15 protein-coding genes are annotated in these 18,916 nt (G+C 67.0%); 3 read left to right on the plus strand and 12 right to left on the minus strand.

The genetic code is table 11. From position 1 onward, the window contains the following. The 3 genes from AC1DQR_RS15910 to AC1DQR_RS15920 form a co-directional block, all read right to left on the minus strand. Positions 1 to 1,443: a TolC family protein gene (locus AC1DQR_RS15910; protein ID WP_477133324.1), complete on the minus strand. Its 1,443-nt coding sequence runs from the start codon at positions 1,441 to 1,443 to the stop codon at positions 1 to 3. A gap of 9 nt (positions 1,444 to 1,452) precedes the next feature. Continuing rightward, positions 1,453 to 1,761 (minus strand): hypothetical protein, encoded by a 309-nt coding sequence (locus tag AC1DQR_RS15915; protein WP_477133325.1) that lies wholly within the window; start codon positions 1,759 to 1,761, stop codon positions 1,453 to 1,455. Positions 1,762 to 1,848: 87 nt separating this feature from the next. Further along, positions 1,849 to 2,394: a hypothetical protein gene (locus AC1DQR_RS15920; RefSeq protein ID WP_416052826.1), complete on the minus strand. Its 546-nt coding sequence runs from the start codon at positions 2,392 to 2,394 to the stop codon at positions 1,849 to 1,851. A 156-nt stretch (positions 2,395 to 2,550) separates the two neighbouring features. Here AC1DQR_RS15920 and AC1DQR_RS15925 point away from each other — a divergent pair, with 156 nt between their 5' ends. Next, positions 2,551 to 3,225, plus strand: coding sequence for a heavy metal response regulator transcription factor (locus AC1DQR_RS15925; protein WP_174427535.1), 675 nt, complete (start codon positions 2,551 to 2,553; stop codon positions 3,223 to 3,225). A 25-nt stretch (positions 3,226 to 3,250) separates the two neighbouring features. After that, entirely contained in the window at positions 3,251 to 4,696 is a 1,446-nt protein-coding gene (locus AC1DQR_RS15930; RefSeq protein WP_477133326.1) for a heavy metal sensor histidine kinase, read from the plus strand. Positions 4,697 to 4,803: 107 nt separating this feature from the next. On the opposite strand, the gene AC1DQR_RS15935 is transcribed toward AC1DQR_RS15930, so the two are convergent. The 4 genes from AC1DQR_RS15935 to czcI all read right to left on the minus strand — a co-directional run bounded on the left by AC1DQR_RS15935 (position 4,804) and on the right by czcI (position 11,104). After that, positions 4,804 to 8,010, minus strand: a complete 3,207-nt coding sequence (locus AC1DQR_RS15935) for a CusA/CzcA family heavy metal efflux RND transporter (RefSeq protein WP_416052824.1) — start codon at positions 8,008 to 8,010, stop codon at positions 4,804 to 4,806. A 14-nt stretch (positions 8,011 to 8,024) separates the two neighbouring features. After that, a complete protein-coding gene (locus tag AC1DQR_RS15940; protein WP_477133327.1) occupies positions 8,025 to 9,311 on the minus strand; it encodes an efflux RND transporter periplasmic adaptor subunit in 1,287 nt (428 codons plus the stop codon). 18 nt (positions 9,312 to 9,329) lie between these two features. Continuing rightward, on the minus strand, positions 9,330 to 10,598 hold the full coding sequence (locus tag AC1DQR_RS15945) for a TolC family protein (protein ID WP_416052823.1): 1,269 nt from the start codon (positions 10,596 to 10,598) through the stop codon (positions 9,330 to 9,332). 74 nt (positions 10,599 to 10,672) lie between these two features. Continuing rightward, positions 10,673 to 11,104, minus strand: a complete 432-nt coding sequence (gene czcI / locus AC1DQR_RS15950; RefSeq protein WP_477133328.1) for a cation efflux protein, CzcI family — start codon at positions 11,102 to 11,104, stop codon at positions 10,673 to 10,675. 144 nt (positions 11,105 to 11,248) lie between these two features. Here czcI and AC1DQR_RS15955 point away from each other — a divergent pair, with 144 nt between their 5' ends. After that, complete coding sequence (locus tag AC1DQR_RS15955; RefSeq protein WP_477133329.1) at positions 11,249 to 13,660, plus strand: heavy metal translocating P-type ATPase; 2,412 nt, start codon at positions 11,249 to 11,251, stop codon at positions 13,658 to 13,660. A gap of 185 nt (positions 13,661 to 13,845) precedes the next feature. Here the strand turns inward: AC1DQR_RS15955 and AC1DQR_RS15960 are convergent, their stop codons facing one another. Genes AC1DQR_RS15960 through AC1DQR_RS15980 form a run of 5 tightly spaced genes read right to left on the minus strand, consistent with a single transcriptional unit; the run spans position 13,846 to position 18,880 of the window. Further along, positions 13,846 to 14,736, minus strand: a complete 891-nt coding sequence (locus tag AC1DQR_RS15960) for a polysaccharide deacetylase family protein (RefSeq protein WP_477133330.1) — start codon at positions 14,734 to 14,736, stop codon at positions 13,846 to 13,848. Between the two features lie 13 nt (positions 14,737 to 14,749). After that, a complete protein-coding gene (locus AC1DQR_RS15965; protein ID WP_052495092.1) occupies positions 14,750 to 15,802 on the minus strand; it encodes a bifunctional UDP-4-keto-pentose/UDP-xylose synthase in 1,053 nt (350 codons plus the stop codon). Beyond that, positions 15,799 to 16,758, minus strand: coding sequence for a formyltransferase (locus AC1DQR_RS15970; protein WP_477133331.1), 960 nt, complete (start codon positions 16,756 to 16,758; stop codon positions 15,799 to 15,801). The genes AC1DQR_RS15965 and AC1DQR_RS15970 overlap by 4 nt, the downstream gene beginning before the upstream one ends. Beyond that, entirely contained in the window at positions 16,746 to 17,738 is a 993-nt protein-coding gene (locus AC1DQR_RS15975; RefSeq protein WP_477133332.1) for a glycosyltransferase, read from the minus strand. The genes AC1DQR_RS15970 and AC1DQR_RS15975 overlap by 13 nt, the downstream gene beginning before the upstream one ends. Beyond that, positions 17,717 to 18,880, minus strand: coding sequence for a DegT/DnrJ/EryC1/StrS family aminotransferase (locus AC1DQR_RS15980; RefSeq protein ID WP_477133333.1), 1,164 nt, complete (start codon positions 18,878 to 18,880; stop codon positions 17,717 to 17,719). The genes AC1DQR_RS15975 and AC1DQR_RS15980 overlap by 22 nt, the downstream gene beginning before the upstream one ends. Positions 18,881 to 18,916 lie beyond the last annotated feature (36 nt).

Genomic DNA, 18,916 nt, shown 5'->3' on the forward strand with positions numbered 1-18,916 from the left:
TCATTGTCCTTTGGGCGTGGCGGGCGAGGCCGGCGAGGCCGGCGAGGCCGCGGTGGGGGATGCAGGCGGAGGCAATGCGCTGCCGTCCGGCAGCCGTCCGCCGAGCGCGCCTTGCAGCTCGGTTTCGGCCACCCAGTACTCGCGCAGCGCATCGAGATAGCCGTTGACGGCGCCGACCTGCTCGCGCGCGTCGGCCAGCAGCTCGAACACGCTGACCAGCATGCCGTTGTAGCGCAGCATGCCTTCGTCGGAGATGCGCTTGCGCAGCGGCACTACCTCGTCGCGGTAATGCCGGGCGATGTCGTAGCGCGCCTGGTAGCCGGCGTAGGTCTCGCGCACTTCCGAGCGGGCATTGATGGCACGTTCGGCAAGCCGGCTGGCGGCCTGCATGTAGACCGCCTCGGCACGCGCCACGCGGGCGCCGCCCCAGTCAAACAGCGGGATCTCGATATCGATGCCGTAGCCGGTCTCGCGCGGCTTGCCGGTTTCCGAGTTGTGCAGGTAGCTCACATCCAGCACGCTGATAAAGCGCGTAGCGCGGGTCAGGCCAAGTGAGCGCGCCAGGCTATCCAGTTGCAGCTTGCCGGCTTGCAGATCGAGGCGGCTGGCAATGGCATAGCCCTCCAGGTCCGCCATGGCGGGACGCCCCTTCGGCAAGTCCGGCAGGCGTTCGGGGAGCCGGTATTGCGCGCCGGTGCCCCACAGGCCAAGCCGGCGCGTGAGCTGCTCGCGCGCGGCCAGTGCCTGCTGCCGGGTGCGGGCCAGCTGGGTCGCGGCCTCGGCGTAAAAGGCCTGCTCGCGCGCGTGATCGAGCGCGCTGACGTTACCTGCGCGCGCCAGGTCGCGGGCAAACAGCGCGCCTGTTTCGGCGGCGTTCTTGACCTGCTCCGCATAGCGCGCCGATTGCTCCGCGGCCACCGCGTTGACGAAGGCCTTGCGCGTTTCCAGCGCCTGGCGCAGCAAGGTGTCGGCCACGGCGAGCCGGGTTTGGGTAAAGCGATCCTGCTCGATGCGGGCCGCCAGCGGAAGCACCAGCAGGTTCATCAGGCCGACGGAGATGGCGCGGTCGATCTTGAGGTCGTCGCCCTGGCGCGTGCGGCTGAAGGAGAATCCCGGGTTGGGCAGGCGCGTTGCCTGGACGTACTCGGCCTCGGAAATGCCCAGGTCGGCAAAGGTCGCCTGCAGGCCGGCGTTGTTGAGCAGCGCGATCTGCACGGCGCTGTCGGCGTCGAGCGGCTGCGCCAGCAAGGCCTGGGTGCGCTCGTAGACAGCGGCGCGGTCCTGGTCGGAGCGGACCCAGATAGCCTCCTTGCCGAGGCGCTCGCGCGCGGCGGTGGCCGCGGTGCCGAAGCCACCGTCGGCGGTAAATCCGGCGCAGCCGGCCAGCAGCAGGGCACAGGCCGCCGCGGCCAGTCCCGGCCGGATTGGCAATGGGAACGACATGTGGCCTCCTTAGTGGTGGTGGCCGTGGCCGGCGGCAGCGGGCTTGGCCGCTGGTGTCGACGCGGGCATGGACATGGGCGCATTGGCGCCCGTTGTGTCCTTGCCCGCCATCGGCGTGACCTGCGCGTTGGACTCGCGCCACGGGGCGATGGCTTGCGCCTGGAACGGCACGTAGCCCGCCAGCACGTTCGGTGCCGGCAGCGGCGGCACGGATGCGCGCGGATCGAGTGGATCGGCGGCGGGTGCGCTGGACTGGGCCGACGACAAGGTCGGCCCGAGCACCAGGCAAGCCGCCGCAAGAATGCGGACGAAATGCATGACAACCTCAGTGTTCGTGGGATGCGCGAATGACCGCGCGGGGTAAGACGAACGGGGGGCGAGCGTGCGCTGGACGCACCTCGGGTGTCAGCGGCGTGCGGCGGGCGGGCGGTCGGAGGGGGCGGGGAGGAAGCCGGTGTAGGCGGCCAGGGCGGCTACCGGTGCGGCGTGCCCATGGCTGGCCAGGGCGAGTTCAGGCAGGATGGTGGGCATGATGGCCCCGAGCGCGCAGGCCGAGCAGGCGCTGCAGGCGCCACCGGCGCCATGGCTGGCGTGGTGATCCTGATGGTCTTGAAGGTCATGATGGGCTGGCGGGTGAGTCATACCAGTCATGCCAGACAGACTGGCCATCCCGTCCTGCTGCTGGGCCGTGTCCGCCGCGTCGTGGCAATGCGCGCCGGCATGGCTGCCAAGCGCGGCTTCCGCCTGCGATTTCATGGCCGCATGGCGTAACATCATCGATTCCACGGCTGGCGAATCGGCCGGCAGCACGACGGATGGCACCTGCCCCGAATGCCCCGAATGCACGGATTGCGCCGCGCTGCAGACCATCATGACTGCCGCCGCGACACCCTGTGCGGGCAGCGCGATCATGGCAAGGCATAACAGGAAGTAGCTAAGGACGCGTTTCATCGGGGTAGGGGAATCAGCAGCCGATATTGTACCTGCATCGAAAGGTGCGGTAGCGTGACGCCAACATGACAATGCTGACATCTTCCGCCGCGGCGGGGCTTGCTCATATAGCGTGTCGGTCTTGCAGGGCCAGTGGATGGCCCGGAGTGAATAACTATGCGCATATTGATTGTCGAAGACGAACCCAAGGCAGGCGACTACCTGCGCAAGGGCCTGAGCGAATCCGGTTTCGTGGTGGACCTGGCGCGTGACGGCGTGGACGGCCTCGCCCACGCACGCGGGCAGGAGTACGACCTCATCGTGCTGGATGTCATGCTGCCGGGCATGGATGGCTGGCAGGTGCTCCAGGAACTGCGGCGCGAGCGCGATACGCCGGTCCTGTTCCTCACCGCGCGCGATGCGCTTTCCGACCGGCTCAAGGGCCTGGAGCTGGGCGCCGATGACTACATGGTCAAGCCCTTCGCCTTCGCCGAGCTGGTCATGCGCATCCGTACCATTCTGCGGCGTGGCCCGCTGCGTGAAAGCGAGCTGATCGAAGTGGCGGACCTGCAGATCGATACCGTCAAGCGCCGCGTCACGCGCGACGGCCAGAAGCTGGAACTGACCTCCAAGGAGTTCGCGCTGCTGCAGCTGCTGGCGCGCCGCAGCGGCGAAGTGCTGTCGCGCTCGCTGATTGCCTCCCACGTCTGGGACATGAATTTCGACAGCAACACCAATGTGGTCGATGTCTCCATCCGCCGGCTGCGTGCCAAGGTCGACGACCCCTTTCCCGCCAAGCTGATCCACACGCGCCGCGGCATGGGCTACGTGCTGGAAGAGGAAGCCCGGTGAGCCGGTCCATGTCAGGGGCCGCCGCTTGATCCGCGCCGTACTCCGCCTGCCGGCATCGCTCACGGCACGGCTGGCGCTGGCCTATGGCGCCGCCACCGTGGCCATCCTGGTGGCCGTTGGCACCTACCTGGCAAGCGCCCTTGCCGCCCAGTTGCAGGATCGCGACGAAAGCGAGCTGGTCAGCGAAGTGCTGCTGGTGCGCCATCTGCTGCGCGAGGTGGGCTCGGAGGCGGAGATCCGTGCCGACACACATCGCTTCGCCGATCTCGCGCTGGGCCATGAAGGATTGATCCTGCTGGTGCGCGGCAGCGGCGGCGAGCCGCTGGTCACCCTGAACCCACGCCATGAGCCAGTGCCGGCATTGCCGGTGCTGCCCGCAGCCACACCGCCCGACAAATCCCAGCTGCATACCTGGTATCCCCGCAATGGCGTCGCCTCGCGCGGCATCTCCGCGCTGGGGCAGTTGGGGGATTCCGAGCGCGCGGTCGAGATCGTGGTGCTGCGTGATGCCGGGTACCGCGTGGCGCTGATGAAGGCCTACCAGACGCAGATGCTGTGGGCAACGCTATGCGGCGCGGCGGTCGCGGCGGGGCTGGGATACCTGCTGGCCAGGCGCGGCCTGCGCCCGCTCAGGCGCATGGCGCAGGACGCATCCGCCGTCACCATGAGCCGGCTCGCCACGCGGCTCGATGCCGGCCAGGCGCCCACCGAGCTGCGCGCGCTTGTCGCCGCGCTGAACGACATGCTGGCACGTCTGGAAGACGGCTTCCATCGGCTCTCCGAATTCTCTGCCGACCTGGCGCACGATTTTCGTACGCCCATCAGCAACCTGATCGGCCAGACCCAGGTCACGCTGGGCCATAGCCGCCCGGTGCAGGAGTACGAGAACCTGCTGGAATCCAACCTCGAAGAATACGAGCGGCTGGCCCGCATGATCGAGAACATGCTGTTCCTTGCGCGCGCGGATCATGCCCAGGTGGCCATGAAGGTGCGAGAGCTGGACGCGCGCGCGGAGCTGGACAAGGTTGCCGAGTACTACGAAGCCGTGGCGGCGGACCGCGACATCAAGGTACAACTTGCGGGCCAGGGCGCCGTGCGCGCTGACCAGACGCTGCTGCGCCGCGCAGTGACCAACCTAGTCGACAACGCCTTGCGGCACGCGCCCGCGGGCAGCGCCGTGGACATCCGGGTAGCGGCGGACACCGCAGCTACCCGGATCCAGGTGAGCAACGGGGGCACCGGCATTGCCGCCGAGGCGCTGCCGCATGTGTTCGGGCGTTTTTACCGAGGCGATCCCGCGCGCAGCAATTCGGCGGGTTCGACCGGGCTTGGGCTGGCCATCGTGGATACGATCATGCGGCTGCATGGAGGCAGTGTGAGCATGCGCAGCCGGCCCGGTGAGACGGTGGCGGAGCTGAAGTTTCCGATGCAATATGCCGGGTCCGCGGCAGACCCGGCGGGTAGACGTTAAGAGCCCGCTTGCTGCCACGCATTGCCACGCATGTGAACGCGTCGCCATGCCATGGCGCAGCGGTACTTGATGGCAGGAGCGGCGTGCCGCTCCTGCTGCCGCCAGGGTTAGCCGTTGGGCAATGCCGGTGGCACCGGCAAGCCGCCAGCCAGGCGTGCGTTGCCTGCGTCATCTTCCACGCTAGCTTCATCCTTGTCGCGCCGATGCGCCAGCCGGTACAGCACCGGCAGCACCAGCAAGGTCAGCGCGGTGGAAGACAGGATGCCACCGATCACCACCGTGGCCAGCGGACGCTGTACCTCGGCCCCAGTCCCGGTGGCAATCGCCATCGGGATAAAGCCTAGCGATGCCACCAGCGCGGTCATCAGCACGGGACGCAGCCGGGTCAGCGCGCCGGTATGGATGGCTTCATCGAGCGGCTTGCCTTCTTCGCGCAGGCTGCGGATGAAGGACAGCATCACCAGTCCGTTGAGCACCGCCACGCCGGACAAAGCGATAAAGCCCACCGCCGCCGAGATCGACAGCGGAATGCCCCGCAGCCACAGCGCCAGGATGCCGCCAGTGAGCGCAAAGGGGATGCCGGTAAAGACCAGCAGGCCATCGCGCACATTGCCGAACATGGCAAACAGCAGCACGAACACCATCAGCAGCGCCACGGGCACCACGATCTGCAGCCGCGTGGCGGCCGATTGCAACTGCTCGAAGGTGCCACCCCAGGTGACCCAATAGCCCGCCGGGACCTTGACCTGACGATCCAGCGACGCCATCGCCTCGGGCACGAAGGTACCCACGTCGCGCCCGCGCACATTGGCGCTGACCACGATGCGGCGCTTGCCGTTCTCGCGCGAGACCTGGTTGGGGCCCGGGGCCAGCGTGAGCGTGGCCACTTCGCCCAGCGGGATATAGCTGGCGGCTGCCGTACTTCCCTTGGGCAAGGGAATCGGCAGCCGGCGCAGCGCCTCCACATCGGTACGGATGCCTTCCGGCAGGCGTACGCCGATATTGAAGCGGCGGTCGCCCTGGAAGAAGATGCCGGCGTCCCTGCCGCCCACGGCAATGGCCACGGTGTCCTGCACGTCGATCATGTTGAGGCCGTAGCGGGCCGCGCGGGCGCGGTCCACGTCCACCGTCAGCATTGGCAGGCCGCTGGTCTGCTCGACCTTGACCTCGGTTGCGCCGGGCACGGCCCGCAGCACGGTGGCGACCTTTTGCGCGGTGTCCTCCAGCACGGCGTTGTCGTCACCGAAGATCTTCACGGCCACGTCGCTGCGCACCCCGGAGATCAGCTCGTTGAAGCGCAGCTGGATCGGCTGCGAGAACTCGTACTTGTTGCCGGGGATGGTTGCCAGTTCGGCCTCCATCTCCGCCAGCAGCTGCTCGCGCGTCTTGGATGGATTGGGCCACTTTGCCCGCGGCCTGAGCATGATGTAGCCATCCGAGGCGTTGGGCGGCATCGGGTCCGAGGCGATCTCGGCAGTGCCGGTGCGGGCGAAGACGCGCTCGATTTCGGGGAATTTCTCCTTGAGGCGCGTCTCGATCTGCTGCTGCATGGCGAGCGACTGGGTGAGGCTGGTGCCGGGAATGCGCAGCGCCTGCACGGCGAAATCCCCTTCGTTCAGGTTGGGGATGAACTCGCTGCCCAGCCGCGTCGCCACCAGGCCGCTCAACAGCACCGCCACGGCGGCAAGGGTCAGCACCACCGGGGTGTTGGCGATGGTCTTGCCGAGCATGGGCGCGTAGGCGCGCTTGGCCCACAGCAACAGGCGGTTTTCCTTCTCGGCGACCTTGTCGCCGATAAACAGCGCCACGGCCGCCGGCACGAAGGTAACCGACAGGATCATTGCGCCGATCAGCGCCAGCACCACCGTCATCGCCATGGGGTGGAACATCTTGCCCTCCACGCCGGTCAGCGCAAAGATGGGGATGTACACGATCATGATGATGAGCTGGCCGAAGATCAGCGGGCGGCGTGCTTCCCGCGAGGCCGCAAAGACCTCGTGGAAGCGCTCGCTGCGGGTGAGCGGGCGGCCGTGCTGTTGCTGGGCATGGGCGAGGCGCCGCACGCAGTTCTCCACGATCACCACGGCGCCGTCGATGATGATGCCGAAGTCCAGCGCGCCCAGGCTCATCAGGTTGGCGCTGATCTTGTAGGTCACCATGCCGGTGAACGTAAACAGCATGGACAGCGGGATGACCAGCGCGGTGATGATGGCGGCGCGCAGGTTGCCGAGGAACAGGAAGAGGATCACGATCACCAGGATCGCGCCCTCGACCAGGTTCTTCTTGACGGTGGCGATGGCGCGGTCCACCAGCACGGTGCGGTCGTACACGGTGACAGCCTTGACGCCGGCCGGCAGCGAGCGATTGATGGCGGCCATGCGCTGGTCCACCGCTTGCGACACGGCACGGCTGTTCTCGCCGATCAGCATGAAGACGGTGCCCAGCACCACTTCGCGCCCGTTGTCGGTGGCCGCGCCGGTGCGCAGTTCGCGACCGATGCCCACGTCTGCCAGGTCGCGGATGCGGATGGGCTGGCCCTGCGCGCTGCCCACGATGATCTCGCGGATATCGTCGACGGACCTGACCTGCCCCGGCGCGCGCACCAGGTATTGCTCGCCGCGCCGCTCGATATAGCCGGCGCCCACGTTGGCGTTGTTCTTCTCCAGCGCCACCACCACGTCCTGCAGGCTCAGGCCGTAGGAGGCCATCCGTTCCGGGCTGGGCGCCACCAGGTACTCCTTGGCGAAGCCGCCGATGGAGTTGATCTCGGTGACGCCGGGCACCGTGCGCAGCTGCGGCTTGATGACCCAGTCCTGGATCTCGCGCAGGTCGGTGGGCGTGTAGGGCGTGCCATCGGCTTTCCTGGCGCCGTCCTCGGCTTCCACCGTCCACAGGTAGATCTCGCCGAGCCCGGTGGAGATCGGGCCCATCTGTGGCGCAACGCCTGTGGGCAGGTTCTGCGCGGCTTCCTGGATGCGCTGGTTGACCAGCTGGCGCGCGAAGTAGATATCGGTGCCGTCCTTGAAGATCACCGTCACCTGCGACAAGCCGTAGCGCGACAGCGAGCGGGTTTGCTCCAGGCCCGGCAGGCCGGACATCGCGGTCTCGATCGGGTAGGTGACGCGCTGCTCGGTTTCCAGCGGCGAATAGCCTGGCGCGGAGGTGTTGACCTGCACCTGCACGTTGGTGATGTCGGGGACGGCGTCGATGGGCAGCCGGCTGTAGTTGTAGATGCCGAGTGCCGCCATGGCAACCACCGCCAGCAGCACCAGCCACCGCTGCACGATGGCAAAGCGGATCAGTCTTTCAAACATGAGGGATTCTCCGCTTAGTGGCTATGTTCGGCGCCGGCCTTGCCAAGCTCGGCCTTGATCACGAAGCTGTTGCCTGCCACGTATTGCGTGCCGGCTTTCAGGCCTTCGGTGATCTCCACCAGCTTGCCGTCGCTGCGGCCGGTCTTGACCGGCTGCGCCTGGAAGCCGCCTGGAACGACAGCGAATACCACCTGCTGATCGCCGTTGCTTTGCAGGGCTTCGGCCTCGATCGCCACTGGCACCTCGGCGCTGGAGTCGGTCACGCCCACGGTGACGAACAGGCCGGGACGCCAGGCCGTCTTGGGGTTGGGCAGCGTGACGCGGGCGGTGGCGGTGCGCGTTTGCTGGCCCAGCAGCGAGCCGACATACGAGACCGTGCCTTCGGCCTTGCCGTCGAAGGCGGTGGAGGCGATCTTCACCTTCTCGCCAACCCGCACGCGATCCAGGTCCTTGGGCGCGATCATGAACTCGGCCCATACCGAGCTGAGGTCGGAGATGACGAACACGTTGGCGTCGGCCGCCACGGCTTCGCCCAGCGCCAGGTGCTTCTCGACCACGGTGCCGTCGAAGGGCGCGCGCAGCTCGAAACGGTTGAGCGACTTGGCGCTGCCTGCGTTGCCGCTGGCGCCGATGGCGGTCAGCTTCTGCGTGGCGTTTTGCGTGGCGATGCGGGCTTCCTGCAGCGCGGTGCGCGCGGCCAGGTAGTCCTGCTCGGCGGAGATCTTGTCCTCCCACAGCTTCTTCTCGCGCTGGAAGGTGGATTCGGCCAGCTCCAGGCGCTTTTGCGCGGCCAGCAGTTCGCTGCGCTGGTCGGACAGCGCGGTACTGGCCAGCACCGCCAGCAAATCGCCTTTCTTCACCTGTTGCCCCAGGTTGGCGGACACGCCTTCCACCACGCCGGCTACGCGCGGCACCACGTGGGCCGTGCGGTCCTCGTTGAAGCGGATCTCGCCGGGGAAGGATGCCGTGCCCTCGATGTGCGCTGGTCCTGCCGTGCGCAGCGTGAGCCCGGCCGCCTGGGCCTGCGCCGGGGTCATCTCGATGTGGCCTTCCTTTTCTTGCGTTTCGTGGTGCTCCCCGTCGGTGTGCCGGGCGGCGTCGCCGTGCGCCGCGCTGGCCGGGCCRCCGTGATGCTCGCCGTCGCCGTGGGCCGCGTCTTCGCTATGCGCGCCTGCTGCGTGGCCGGCCTCGGTCGTGGCGTCGGCGCTGCCGCGCCCGGCGAAGATCAGTCCCGCGGCTGCGATGGCGCCGCCCGCCAGGATGATGGCGATGCTCGTTTTCTGCTTGTTGCTGATTGCCATGATGGAATTCCTTTGGTGCTAGCGGCCAAGAATGCGGTCGATGGTGGTGGCTGCCTGATAGGCATTGGCGACCACGCCGAGATAGCGGATGCGCGCCTGGAACCAGGTGCGCTGCGCATCGAGCACGTCGAGGAAGTTGAATTTGCCGGCTTCGAAGCCGCGCGTAGCGGCCTCATAGGCCTGCTGGGCAGCCGGTAGCACGGTGCCCTTGAGCGAGTCGGCCGAGGTCCGCGATACGCTCAGTTGGCGCGTGGCTTGCTGCAGCGCATTGGCGAGGCGCACCTGCGTGGCGCGGTAGTCGTCGGCTGCTTTGTCGGCCTGGCGCAGCGCGGCGTAGAGATTGCCCTGGTTGCGGTCGAACAGCGGCAGCGGCAGCGACACGCCCAGCACGGGCATGGTGCCGCGGTCCGAGCCGTTGTCGCGCTTGCTGCCCAGGCTGACGGTCAGGTCGGGGTACTGGCGGCTGCGCTCCACGCCGATGATGGCCTGTCTGCGTTCCAGTTCCAGCCGCTGGCTTGCCAGTTCCGGCGCGCTGTCCAGCGCTTGGGCGAGGCTGGCGCCGTCGGGCCGCGCGGGCAGGGTGTCCAGGTTGCCGGCGGCTACCTGGAAGTGGGCTTCGCTGCTGCCCCAAAGGCCGGCCAGCGACTGGCGTGCCATCGCGAGTGCCGCCTCGGCGTCGGCGACCTCGAGTTCCGCATTGGCCTGCTCCACGCGTGCCTTGCTCTCTTCGAGCGGCGCGATCTTGCCGGCGGCTACGCGGCGGATTGCCGCCTGTGCGCCCTTGGCGGCGATCTCGGCCGAGCCTCGCGCCAGCTTGACGCGCTCCTGCGCGATGACCACCGAGAAGAAGCCGCCAACCACGGCCGCGCGCAGGTCGGTGCGCGTTGCGCCCAGTTGCGATTGGGCCAGTTCGCGTGCCTTCTGCGCGGCGCCGATGCGCGCGGCGCGCTTGCCGCCGAGCTCGATCGGCAGGTTGACCTGGGCCGTGGTGGTGCGGGTATCGCGGCGGTTGTCCTCGAAGAGCACCGCGACTTCCGGGTTGGGGATGGTGCGGGCCTGCATGATGCCGCCCTCGGCGGCATCGAGCTCATGGCCGGCGGCCGAGAGCGTGAAGTTGCGTCCGGCCGCGAGGGCGAGCGCATCGTCCAGCGTGAGCGTGCCGGCGGGCTCGGGGATCTGTTGCGCCGCTTGCGCGGCGGGCAATGGGGTCGTCGCCGCGTTCTGGGCGAACGCGGCCGGGCTGAGCAAAGCTGCCGCCAGCCCGAGCGGCATCACAAGTGTTCTCATCGAATTTCACCGGAAAAAAGCCAGGGAAGTTCGGCGAGACGAGAGTCTGGAGGTAAAGGGAGTCGTCTCGCCGTTTAGGCGGCGAGCGGCCACTGCGGGCGGTCGGGGGTGGTGCCGGGCGCCGACAGGTAGGACGCGGCTAGCGCCCGGTAGCTGATGGCCACGCCGTGGTGCGAGGCGCTCGTGGCCACGTCCGGCAAGACCAGCTGGGCGCTGGCAAAGTGGCACACGGCGCAGTCCAGGTCGGGCCGCTTGATGTTGTCCTTGCTGCTCTTGCTGTCGTTGCCGCCATTGGTGCCGTGCTGGCTGAGCTTGCCCTGATGGGCGTGGCTATGGTGGCCGAAATGCCAGCTGGCGCTGGCTGTGGCGGTGCCGTTGCCCTGCTGCGTGCTTTCGTGATTGCAATACGCCGCAGCCCCGGCCCAGGCGAACTGGAGGGGCAGCATGATGGCGAAAAGCAGGATCAGGAAACGGCGCATGCGGCGGATTATATAGGCAGCAAGCATGGCCCTTGCGCGACTGTGGCTTAAACCGTGGCGCAAATGTGACCTCGGGCGCTCGTATCGACCGATGTGCAGACAGCACTTGACCCTGTAGTCGCTTCAGGGTCTTAAATGGGCGGTAAGCAAAAACAAGCAGGGAAAACCGCCATGCCTAGCGCAACGCCAGACCAAGCTTCGCTCCGTGACCCATCGTGCTGCGGTCATGGGCATTCTGATCCACACGAACACGCGCATAAGCACGATCACGCACACCAGCACAACCATGGCCACGATCATGGTCACCAGCACGGCCATGACCACGACCATGGCCACCAGCATGCTCAGGCGGGCGGCGCGGCTTGCTGCGGCAGCGCCAGCGTGGCGCCGCCGATTGCCGTAGCCGTTCCTGCCGGCGCCGCCGCGGCCAGCTATCGCATCGACGCGATGGACTGCCCCACGGAAGAGACCCTGATCCGCAACAAGCTGGGCAGCATGGCCGGCGTGGCCGCGCTGCAGTTCAACCTGATGCAGCGCGTGCTGACGGTGCACCATACGCTGGACTCCCTGGAGCCGGTGGTGCGGGCCATCGAGAGCCTCGGCATGAAGGCCGAGCCGTTATCGGAGCAGGCCGCGGCGCTGCCGCCGCAAGCCGCCAAGCCATGGTGGCCGCTGGCACTCGCCGGCGTGGCCGCGCTCGGCGCGGAGGCTGTGCAGTGGCTGCAAGTGCCCGGGCAGGAATGGCTTGCGCCCCTGCTGGCGTTGGCGGCTGTGGCAATAGCCGGGCTGGGCGTCTACAAGAAGGGCTGGATTGCGCTGTCCAATGGCAACCTGAACATCAACGCATTGATGAGCATCGCTGTCACCGGCGCCATGCTGATCCGGCAGTGGCCGGAAGCGGCCATGGTGATGGTGTTGTTCGCGCTGGCCGAGCGCATCGAAGCGGCGTCGCTGGACCGTGCCCGCAACGCCGTGCGCGGCCTGATGGCAATGGCGCCGGAGCAGGCCACGGTGCGGCAGCCGGACGGCAGCTGGCTGCCGGTGGAGGCTAGCGCGGTGGCCATCGGCGCCTTGGTGCGCCTGCGCCCCGGCGAACGTGTAGCGCTCGACGGGCGGGTGTTGCGTGGCCAGTCCACACTGGACCAGGCGCCGATCACTGGCGAGAGCGTGCCGGTCGACAAGACCGTCGGCGATGCGCTTTTCGCCGGCACCATCAACCAGGCTGGCGAACTGGAGTACGAAGTCACCGCGCCGGCCAGCGGCTCCACGCTGGCGCGCATCATCCACGCGGTAGAGGCGGCGCAGGGCAGCCGCGCGCCCACGCAGCGCTTTGTCGACCGTTTTGCCCGCATCTACACGCCGCTGGTGTTCCTTGGCGCGGTGTTGGTGGCCGTGGTGCCGCCGCTGGTGATGGATGGCGGCTGGAGCGCATGGATCTACAAGGCGCTGGTGCTGCTGGTGATTGCCTGCCCGTGCGCGCTGGTGATCTCCACGCCGGTAACGATCGTGAGCGGCCTTGCGGCCGCGGCGCGGCGCGGCATCCTGATCAAGGGGGGCGTCTACCTGGAGCAGGGCAAGGATCTGAAATGGCTGGCGCTGGACAAGACCGGCACCATCACCCACGGCAAGCCGGTCCAGACCGATTTCCAGCCCCTGGGCGCAACCGCCGCGGCAGGTGCGGCGGCGAGCGATGCGGCGCGCCTGATGGCGGCCAGCCTGGCTGCCCGGTCCGACCATCCGGTGTCGATGGCCGTGGCCAATGCCGCGCGTGCGCACGGCATCGTGCCGCTGGAAGTGCAGGACTTTGCGGCGCTGCCCGGGTACGGGGTCAGCGGCAGCGTGAACGGGCGCAGCTACTATCTGGGGAACCATCGCCTGATCCACGACCGCGGGCTGTGCTCGCCGGAGCTGGAGGCTACGCTGGAAGCGCTGGAGCGGCAGGGAAAGACGGTTGTGCTACTGGGCGCGGATCACGGCGTCGAGGCGCTGTTCGGCGTGGCGGACACGGTTAAGGACAGCAGCCGCGAGGCGGTGGCTGAGCTGCACGCGCTGGGTGTCAAGACGCTGATGCTGTCGGGCGACAACCCGCATACCGCGCAAGCGATCGCAGCGCAGGTGCAGATCGACGAGGCACGCGGCAATCAGTTGCCGCAGGACAAGGCAGACGCCATCGCTGCGCTGAGCGTGAAGGGGGCAGAAGGGGCGCCGGGAAATGGTAGCAATGGTAGCAAGCGCGTCGTGGTGGGCATGGTGGGTGACGGCGTCAATGATGCGCCTGCGCTGGCCCGTGCCGATATCGGCTTCGCCATGGGCGCGGCCGGGACCGATACGGCGATCGAGACCGCCGACGTGGCGCTGATGGATGACGACCTGCGCAAGATCCCCGCCTTTATCCGGCTGTCGCGGCAGACTTCGACGATCCTGAAGCAGAACATTGCCCTGGCGCTTGGCATCAAGGCGATTTTCCTGGCACTCACGGTCATGGGCCTGGGCACCATGTGGATGGCGGTGTTCGCCGATATGGGGGCGAGCTTGCTGGTGGTCTTCAACGGCCTGAGGCTGGCGGGGAGGGACCGTAGCTGAGCGTTGTCGGGTCCGCCGGGGCCTTCGCCAACGGGCCGAAGTGAGGCCGAGGCACACGCGCACGTAAGCGGTGCGCGCATGAACGCATCGTCAATGGCCGGCTGCCGGCCGTTGACGATCGTTGATGGTACTGACTGTGTTTTGATGCGGGCGGGCGCGGGCAACATGCCGTCCCGGCCAGATGCCTACGGCTGCAGGATCAGCTCGCCGCTTCTTCCCTCGATCGCGCCCCATGTCACCGGCAGTTGCGGCAGGGCGCTGCGATCGATATGCCGGTAGAGCGTGGCCATCGACACCAGTTCATGTCCCTGCGCGCGCCAGCCATCCAGCAGGCGGTTGAACACCGGCGCAAGCTTGCCGCCCTCGAGTTCCGTGTGCAGGGTGAACACGTGGTCGCGCCCGTCTTCGCTCAGGCGCAGCACGGCGTGGTGGACGTTGTCTTCCGTCAGGTCGCCCACGCCGATCAGTTCGTCCAGCGTCGGCAGCGTGGTCGGCATCTGCACGTGGCGGCATGCCACACCATCGACCGTGGGGATATACGGACCGGTGCCGCGGCCATCGGACGCGTACACCATGCCCCAGTCGTCGATCTGGCGGAAGGCCTCATCGTTCATTTGCCAACCGGCCGCGCCATGGGTGGGCGGAGCTTCGCCGAATATCTCGACGAAGCGGTCGAATGCACTCTGCATCTGGCGCCGAGTCCAGGCCGCATCGCGCTCGCGCACGTTGTCCTGCCAGTAGACGTGGTCCCAGGTGTGGATGCCGCACTCGTGCCCCGCCGCGCGCGCCGCGCGCATCTCGGCCGCGCCCTTGCGGCCGATATCGGGACCGGGCAGCAGCACGCCGTACATCAGCGTGCGCAAGCCATAGTTCGACACCACCGAGGTACGCGACACCTTCTTCAGGAAGCCGGGACGGAACACGCGCCGCAGCGCCCAGCCGGTATGGTCGGGGCCAAGGCTGAACAGAAAGGTGGCCTCGGCCCGCACGCGGGCCAGCATGGCGAGCAGCGCCGGCACGCCTTCGCGGGTGCCGCGCAGCGTGTCGACGTCGACCTTCAGGGCGATACGGGCCATCGGGTGCGTGCGCTCAGTTGGCCGAATCGACCAGGGTACGCGCCTCGATGACCTTGCTGCGGTAAGCCTCGAAGATGGCGCGCAGCGCGTCTTCCATGCTGACCTCGGGCTTCCAGCCGAGCTCTTCCACGGTGTTGTCGATCTTCGGCACGCGGTTCTGCACGTCCTGGTAGCCCTTGCCGTAGAAGTCGCCCGAGGAGGTTTCCACGATCTGGGTCTTCTTGGCTTCTTCCGCGTACTCGGCGTAGTCGCCGGCCATCTTCAGCATCATCTCGGCCAGCTCGCGCACGGAGTGGATGTTGCGCGGGTTGCCGATGTTGTAGATCTTGCCGGTGGCGATGCCGTTCGGGTTCTCGATGATGCGCATCAGTGCGCTGATGCCGTCGGTGACGTCGGCAAAGGCGCGCTTTTGCGCGCCGCCGTCCACCAGCTTGATCGGCTCGCCGCGCACGATGTGGCCGAGGAACTGGGTGACCACGCGCGAGGAGCCTTCCTTCGATTCGAAGATCGAGTCCAGGCCGGCGCCGATCCAGTTGAACGGGCGGAACAGGGTGTAGTTCAGGCCTTGCTCCATGCCGTAGGCGTGGATCACGCGGTCCATCAGCTGCTTGGAGCAGGCATAGATCCAGCGCGGCTTGTTGATCGGGCCGCAGATCAGCTCGGACGTCTCGGGATCGAACTCGTCGTCATGGCACATGCCGTACACCTCGGAGGTGGACGGGAACACCAGGTGCTTGCCGTACTTCACGGCGGCGCGCACGATCGGCAGGTTGGCTTCGAAGTCGAGTTCGAACACGCGCAGCGGCTGGCGCACGTAGGTGGCGGGCGTGGCGATGGCCACCAGCGGCAGCACCACGTCACACTTGCGGATGTTGTACTCGATCCACTCCTTGTTGATGGTGATGTCACCTTCAAAGAAGTGCATGCGCGGATGGTCGATCAGGTCGCCAAGGCGATCGCTGGACATGTCCATGCCGTAGACTTCCCACGACGTGGTTTCGAGAATGCGGCGCGTCAGGTGGTGGCCGATGAAGCCGTTGACGCCAAGAATCAGGACCTTTTTCATCGGTTTTCCTCTTTGGACAATGCGGTAAGAAATGTGGAAAGCGCGGCGGGCAAGACGGGCGCGGGTTGGGCGCCATCGTCCAGCAGTTCGCGTACAAGGATCAGGCCGCCATCGCCGCACACGCCGACGATCTGCCCGTCGATCACGTGCAAGCCCGGGCGGGCGGCGCTGGTGGACTGCAATTGGGTTGCTCCGGCCGCGCTGCCAGAATGCGGCAGGCGCGCCTGCGCCACCACGAAGCGGCGCGAGCCGACATCGGTGAAGGCGCCAGGATAAGGCGGTGCGACTGCGCGGATCAGGTTGTAGACCTGTGCGGCCGGCTGCTGCCAGTCGATGCGGCCGTCCTCCGGCTTGCGCCCGGAGAAGTAGCTGCCTTCGGCAAGGCGGTTGGGCAGCGGCGTGATGTTGCCGGCCATCATGGCGGGCAGGGCGCGCCAGAGCGTTTGCTCGGCGGCCACGGTCACTTTCTCGAAGACCTCGCCGGCGGTGTCGTCGGGCAGGATCGGCACTGACGTCTGGTCGACGATGAAGCCGGCATCCGGCTTGGCTTCCATCGCATGCAGCGTGGCGCCGGTCTCGCTCTCGCCATGCAGCACCGCCCAGTTCACCGGCACGYGGCCGCGATACTTGGGCAGCAGCGAGCCGTGCATATTGAACGCGCCTTGCGGCGCCAGCGCTAGCACTGCCGCGGGAATCATCGCGCGGTAGTAGAAAGAGAAGATCGCGTCGGGACGCGCCGCGGCCACCGCGGCAGCCAGCGCCGGATCGGCCGGGTCTTCGCCGTAGATGACGGGCAAGCCGAGTTCGGCGGCGGTATCGGCAACGCGGCAGAACCAGATGTTCTCATCCGGGCGGTCGCGGTGCGTGACAACCAGCGCCACTTCCACGCCACGCGCATGCAGCACGCGCAGGCAGCGGTCGCCGACGTTGTGATAAGCGAAGACTACTGCGCGCACGAGACCTCCGTCGCCTTTTGCTGTTCTGGCGTGCCTTCCAGCACTGCCTGGATGCGATAGCGCGGACGGTTGCGCACTTCCTGGTAGATGCGGCCGATGTACTCGCCCAGCAGGCCGATGCCGAACAGCATGATGCCAACCAGGAAGAAGTTGAAGGCGAGCAGCGTGAACACACCCTGCACTTCCGCGCCAAGCACGAAGCGCCGAACGAGCAGCACCACCACCAGGCCCGCCGATGCCAGCGACAGCAAGGTGCCGATGGCGGAGAACCACTGCAGAGGCACGATGGAGAAGCCGGTTACCAGGTCGAAGTTCAGCCGGATGAGCTGGAACAGCGAATACTTGGATTCGCCGGCGTGGCGCTCCTCGTGCTCGACCACGATCTCCACCGGATTGGAGGAGAAGGTATAGGCCAGCGCGGGGATGAAGGTATTGACCTCACGGCAGGCATTGATGGTGTCGACGACATTGCGGTCGTAGGCACGCAGCATGCAGCCCTGGTCGGTCATCTTGATACGCGTGATGCGTTCGCGCAGCCGGTTCATGGCCCGGGACGCAATGCGGCGGAACGCCGTGTCGTTGCGCTCGCGGCGGATGGTGCCAACATAGTCATGGCCTTCGCGCATGGTTGCCACCAGCCGCGGGATTTCCTCCGGCGGGTTTTGCAGGTCGGCATCCAGCGTGATCACGATCTGGCCACGGGTGTGCTCAAAGCCGGCCAGGATGGCCATATGCTGGCCAAAATTGCCGTTGAACAGCACGACGCGCGTCGTGTCCGGGCGCTTGTGAAACTGGCTGGCCAGGATCTGTGCCGAACGGTCGCGACTGCCGTCGTTGACGAAGATGATCTCGTAGTTGCAGCCGAGCCCGTCCATCGCCGGGTAGAGCCGGTCGAACAGGGCTTGCAGGCCATCTTCCTCGTTATAGACGGGAATGACGACGGAGACTTCGACAGGGCTCATTTGAAGAGGCGTTTGCATGTTTCACTAAGAGTTGCGCATACCCGCTCCACGTCGGCGGCTTGCATGGCGGGGAACATCGGCAGCGTGACGATGCCCCGTCCGATGCGCTCGGCGTGCGGCAGCATGCCTTCGCGCCAGCCCAGGGAGCGGTAATAAGAAAACAGGTGCACGGCGGGATAGTGCACGCCGGTGCCGACGCCTTGCTCGCGCATGGCCTCCATCACCGCGGTGCGTCCGCCTTCGATGCGTTCGGCCGGCAGCACCACCTGGAACATATGCCAGTTGGTGGTGGCCAGCTCGCCGTCGCGCGGCAGCGGCAGCTCGATGCCGAGTTCGGCCAGGCCGCTGTCGGCTGCACAGCGGTAATACGCCTCGGCCAGTTCGGCGCGGCGTGCCGTGATGGCGTCAAGTTGCGCCAGTTGCGACAGGCCGATGGCGGCGTTGACATCGGTCAGGTTGAATTTGCCGCCGGGCTCTTCCACATCCATCCCGTCCATGCCGGTACGGATCACACCTTGCAGGCGCAGGCGTTCGGCACGTTCAGCTTCTTCGGGCGAGTTCAKCACCAGGCAGCCGCCTTCGMCGSTGGTGATGTTCTTGTTGGCCTGGAAGCTGAAGSWGACSAGGTCGCCGAAGGMACCGATGCGCTGGCCGCGCCAGMGCGAGTCGATGGCCTGSGCGGCATCCTCGATCACACGCAGGTTGTGCTTCTTCGCGATGGCGTAGAGGCGGTCCATATCCACCGGCAGGCCCGACAGGTAGACCGGCATGATGGCGCGGGTACGGGGCGTGATGGCGGCTTCCACGGCATCGAGATCGATATTGCGCGTGCGCGGGTCGATGTCGACGAAGACGGGCTTGGCGCCCACCGTGATCACGACATTGGCCGTGGCAACCCAGGTGATCGGGGTGGTGATGACTTCGTCGCCGGGGCCGATATTGGCCACGCGCAGCGCGATTTCCATTGTCGCCGAGCCATTGGCGAAGGTGCGCACGGGGCGGCCCCCGAACAGCTCGGACAGGGCGGCCTCGAAGGCGTGCATCTTGGGGCCGGAGGTGATCCAGCCCGAGGCCAGCACCTTGCCCACCTCGGCGATGGCAGCGGCGTCAATATTCGGCTTGACGAAAGGCAGAAAGGCTTGCGCAGCGGAAGCGGTCATGGCAATCAGGCTCTTGTTGCGATGGTGCGAAGGTAC

This window comes from Cupriavidus sp. 05L411, assembly GCF_056398045.1.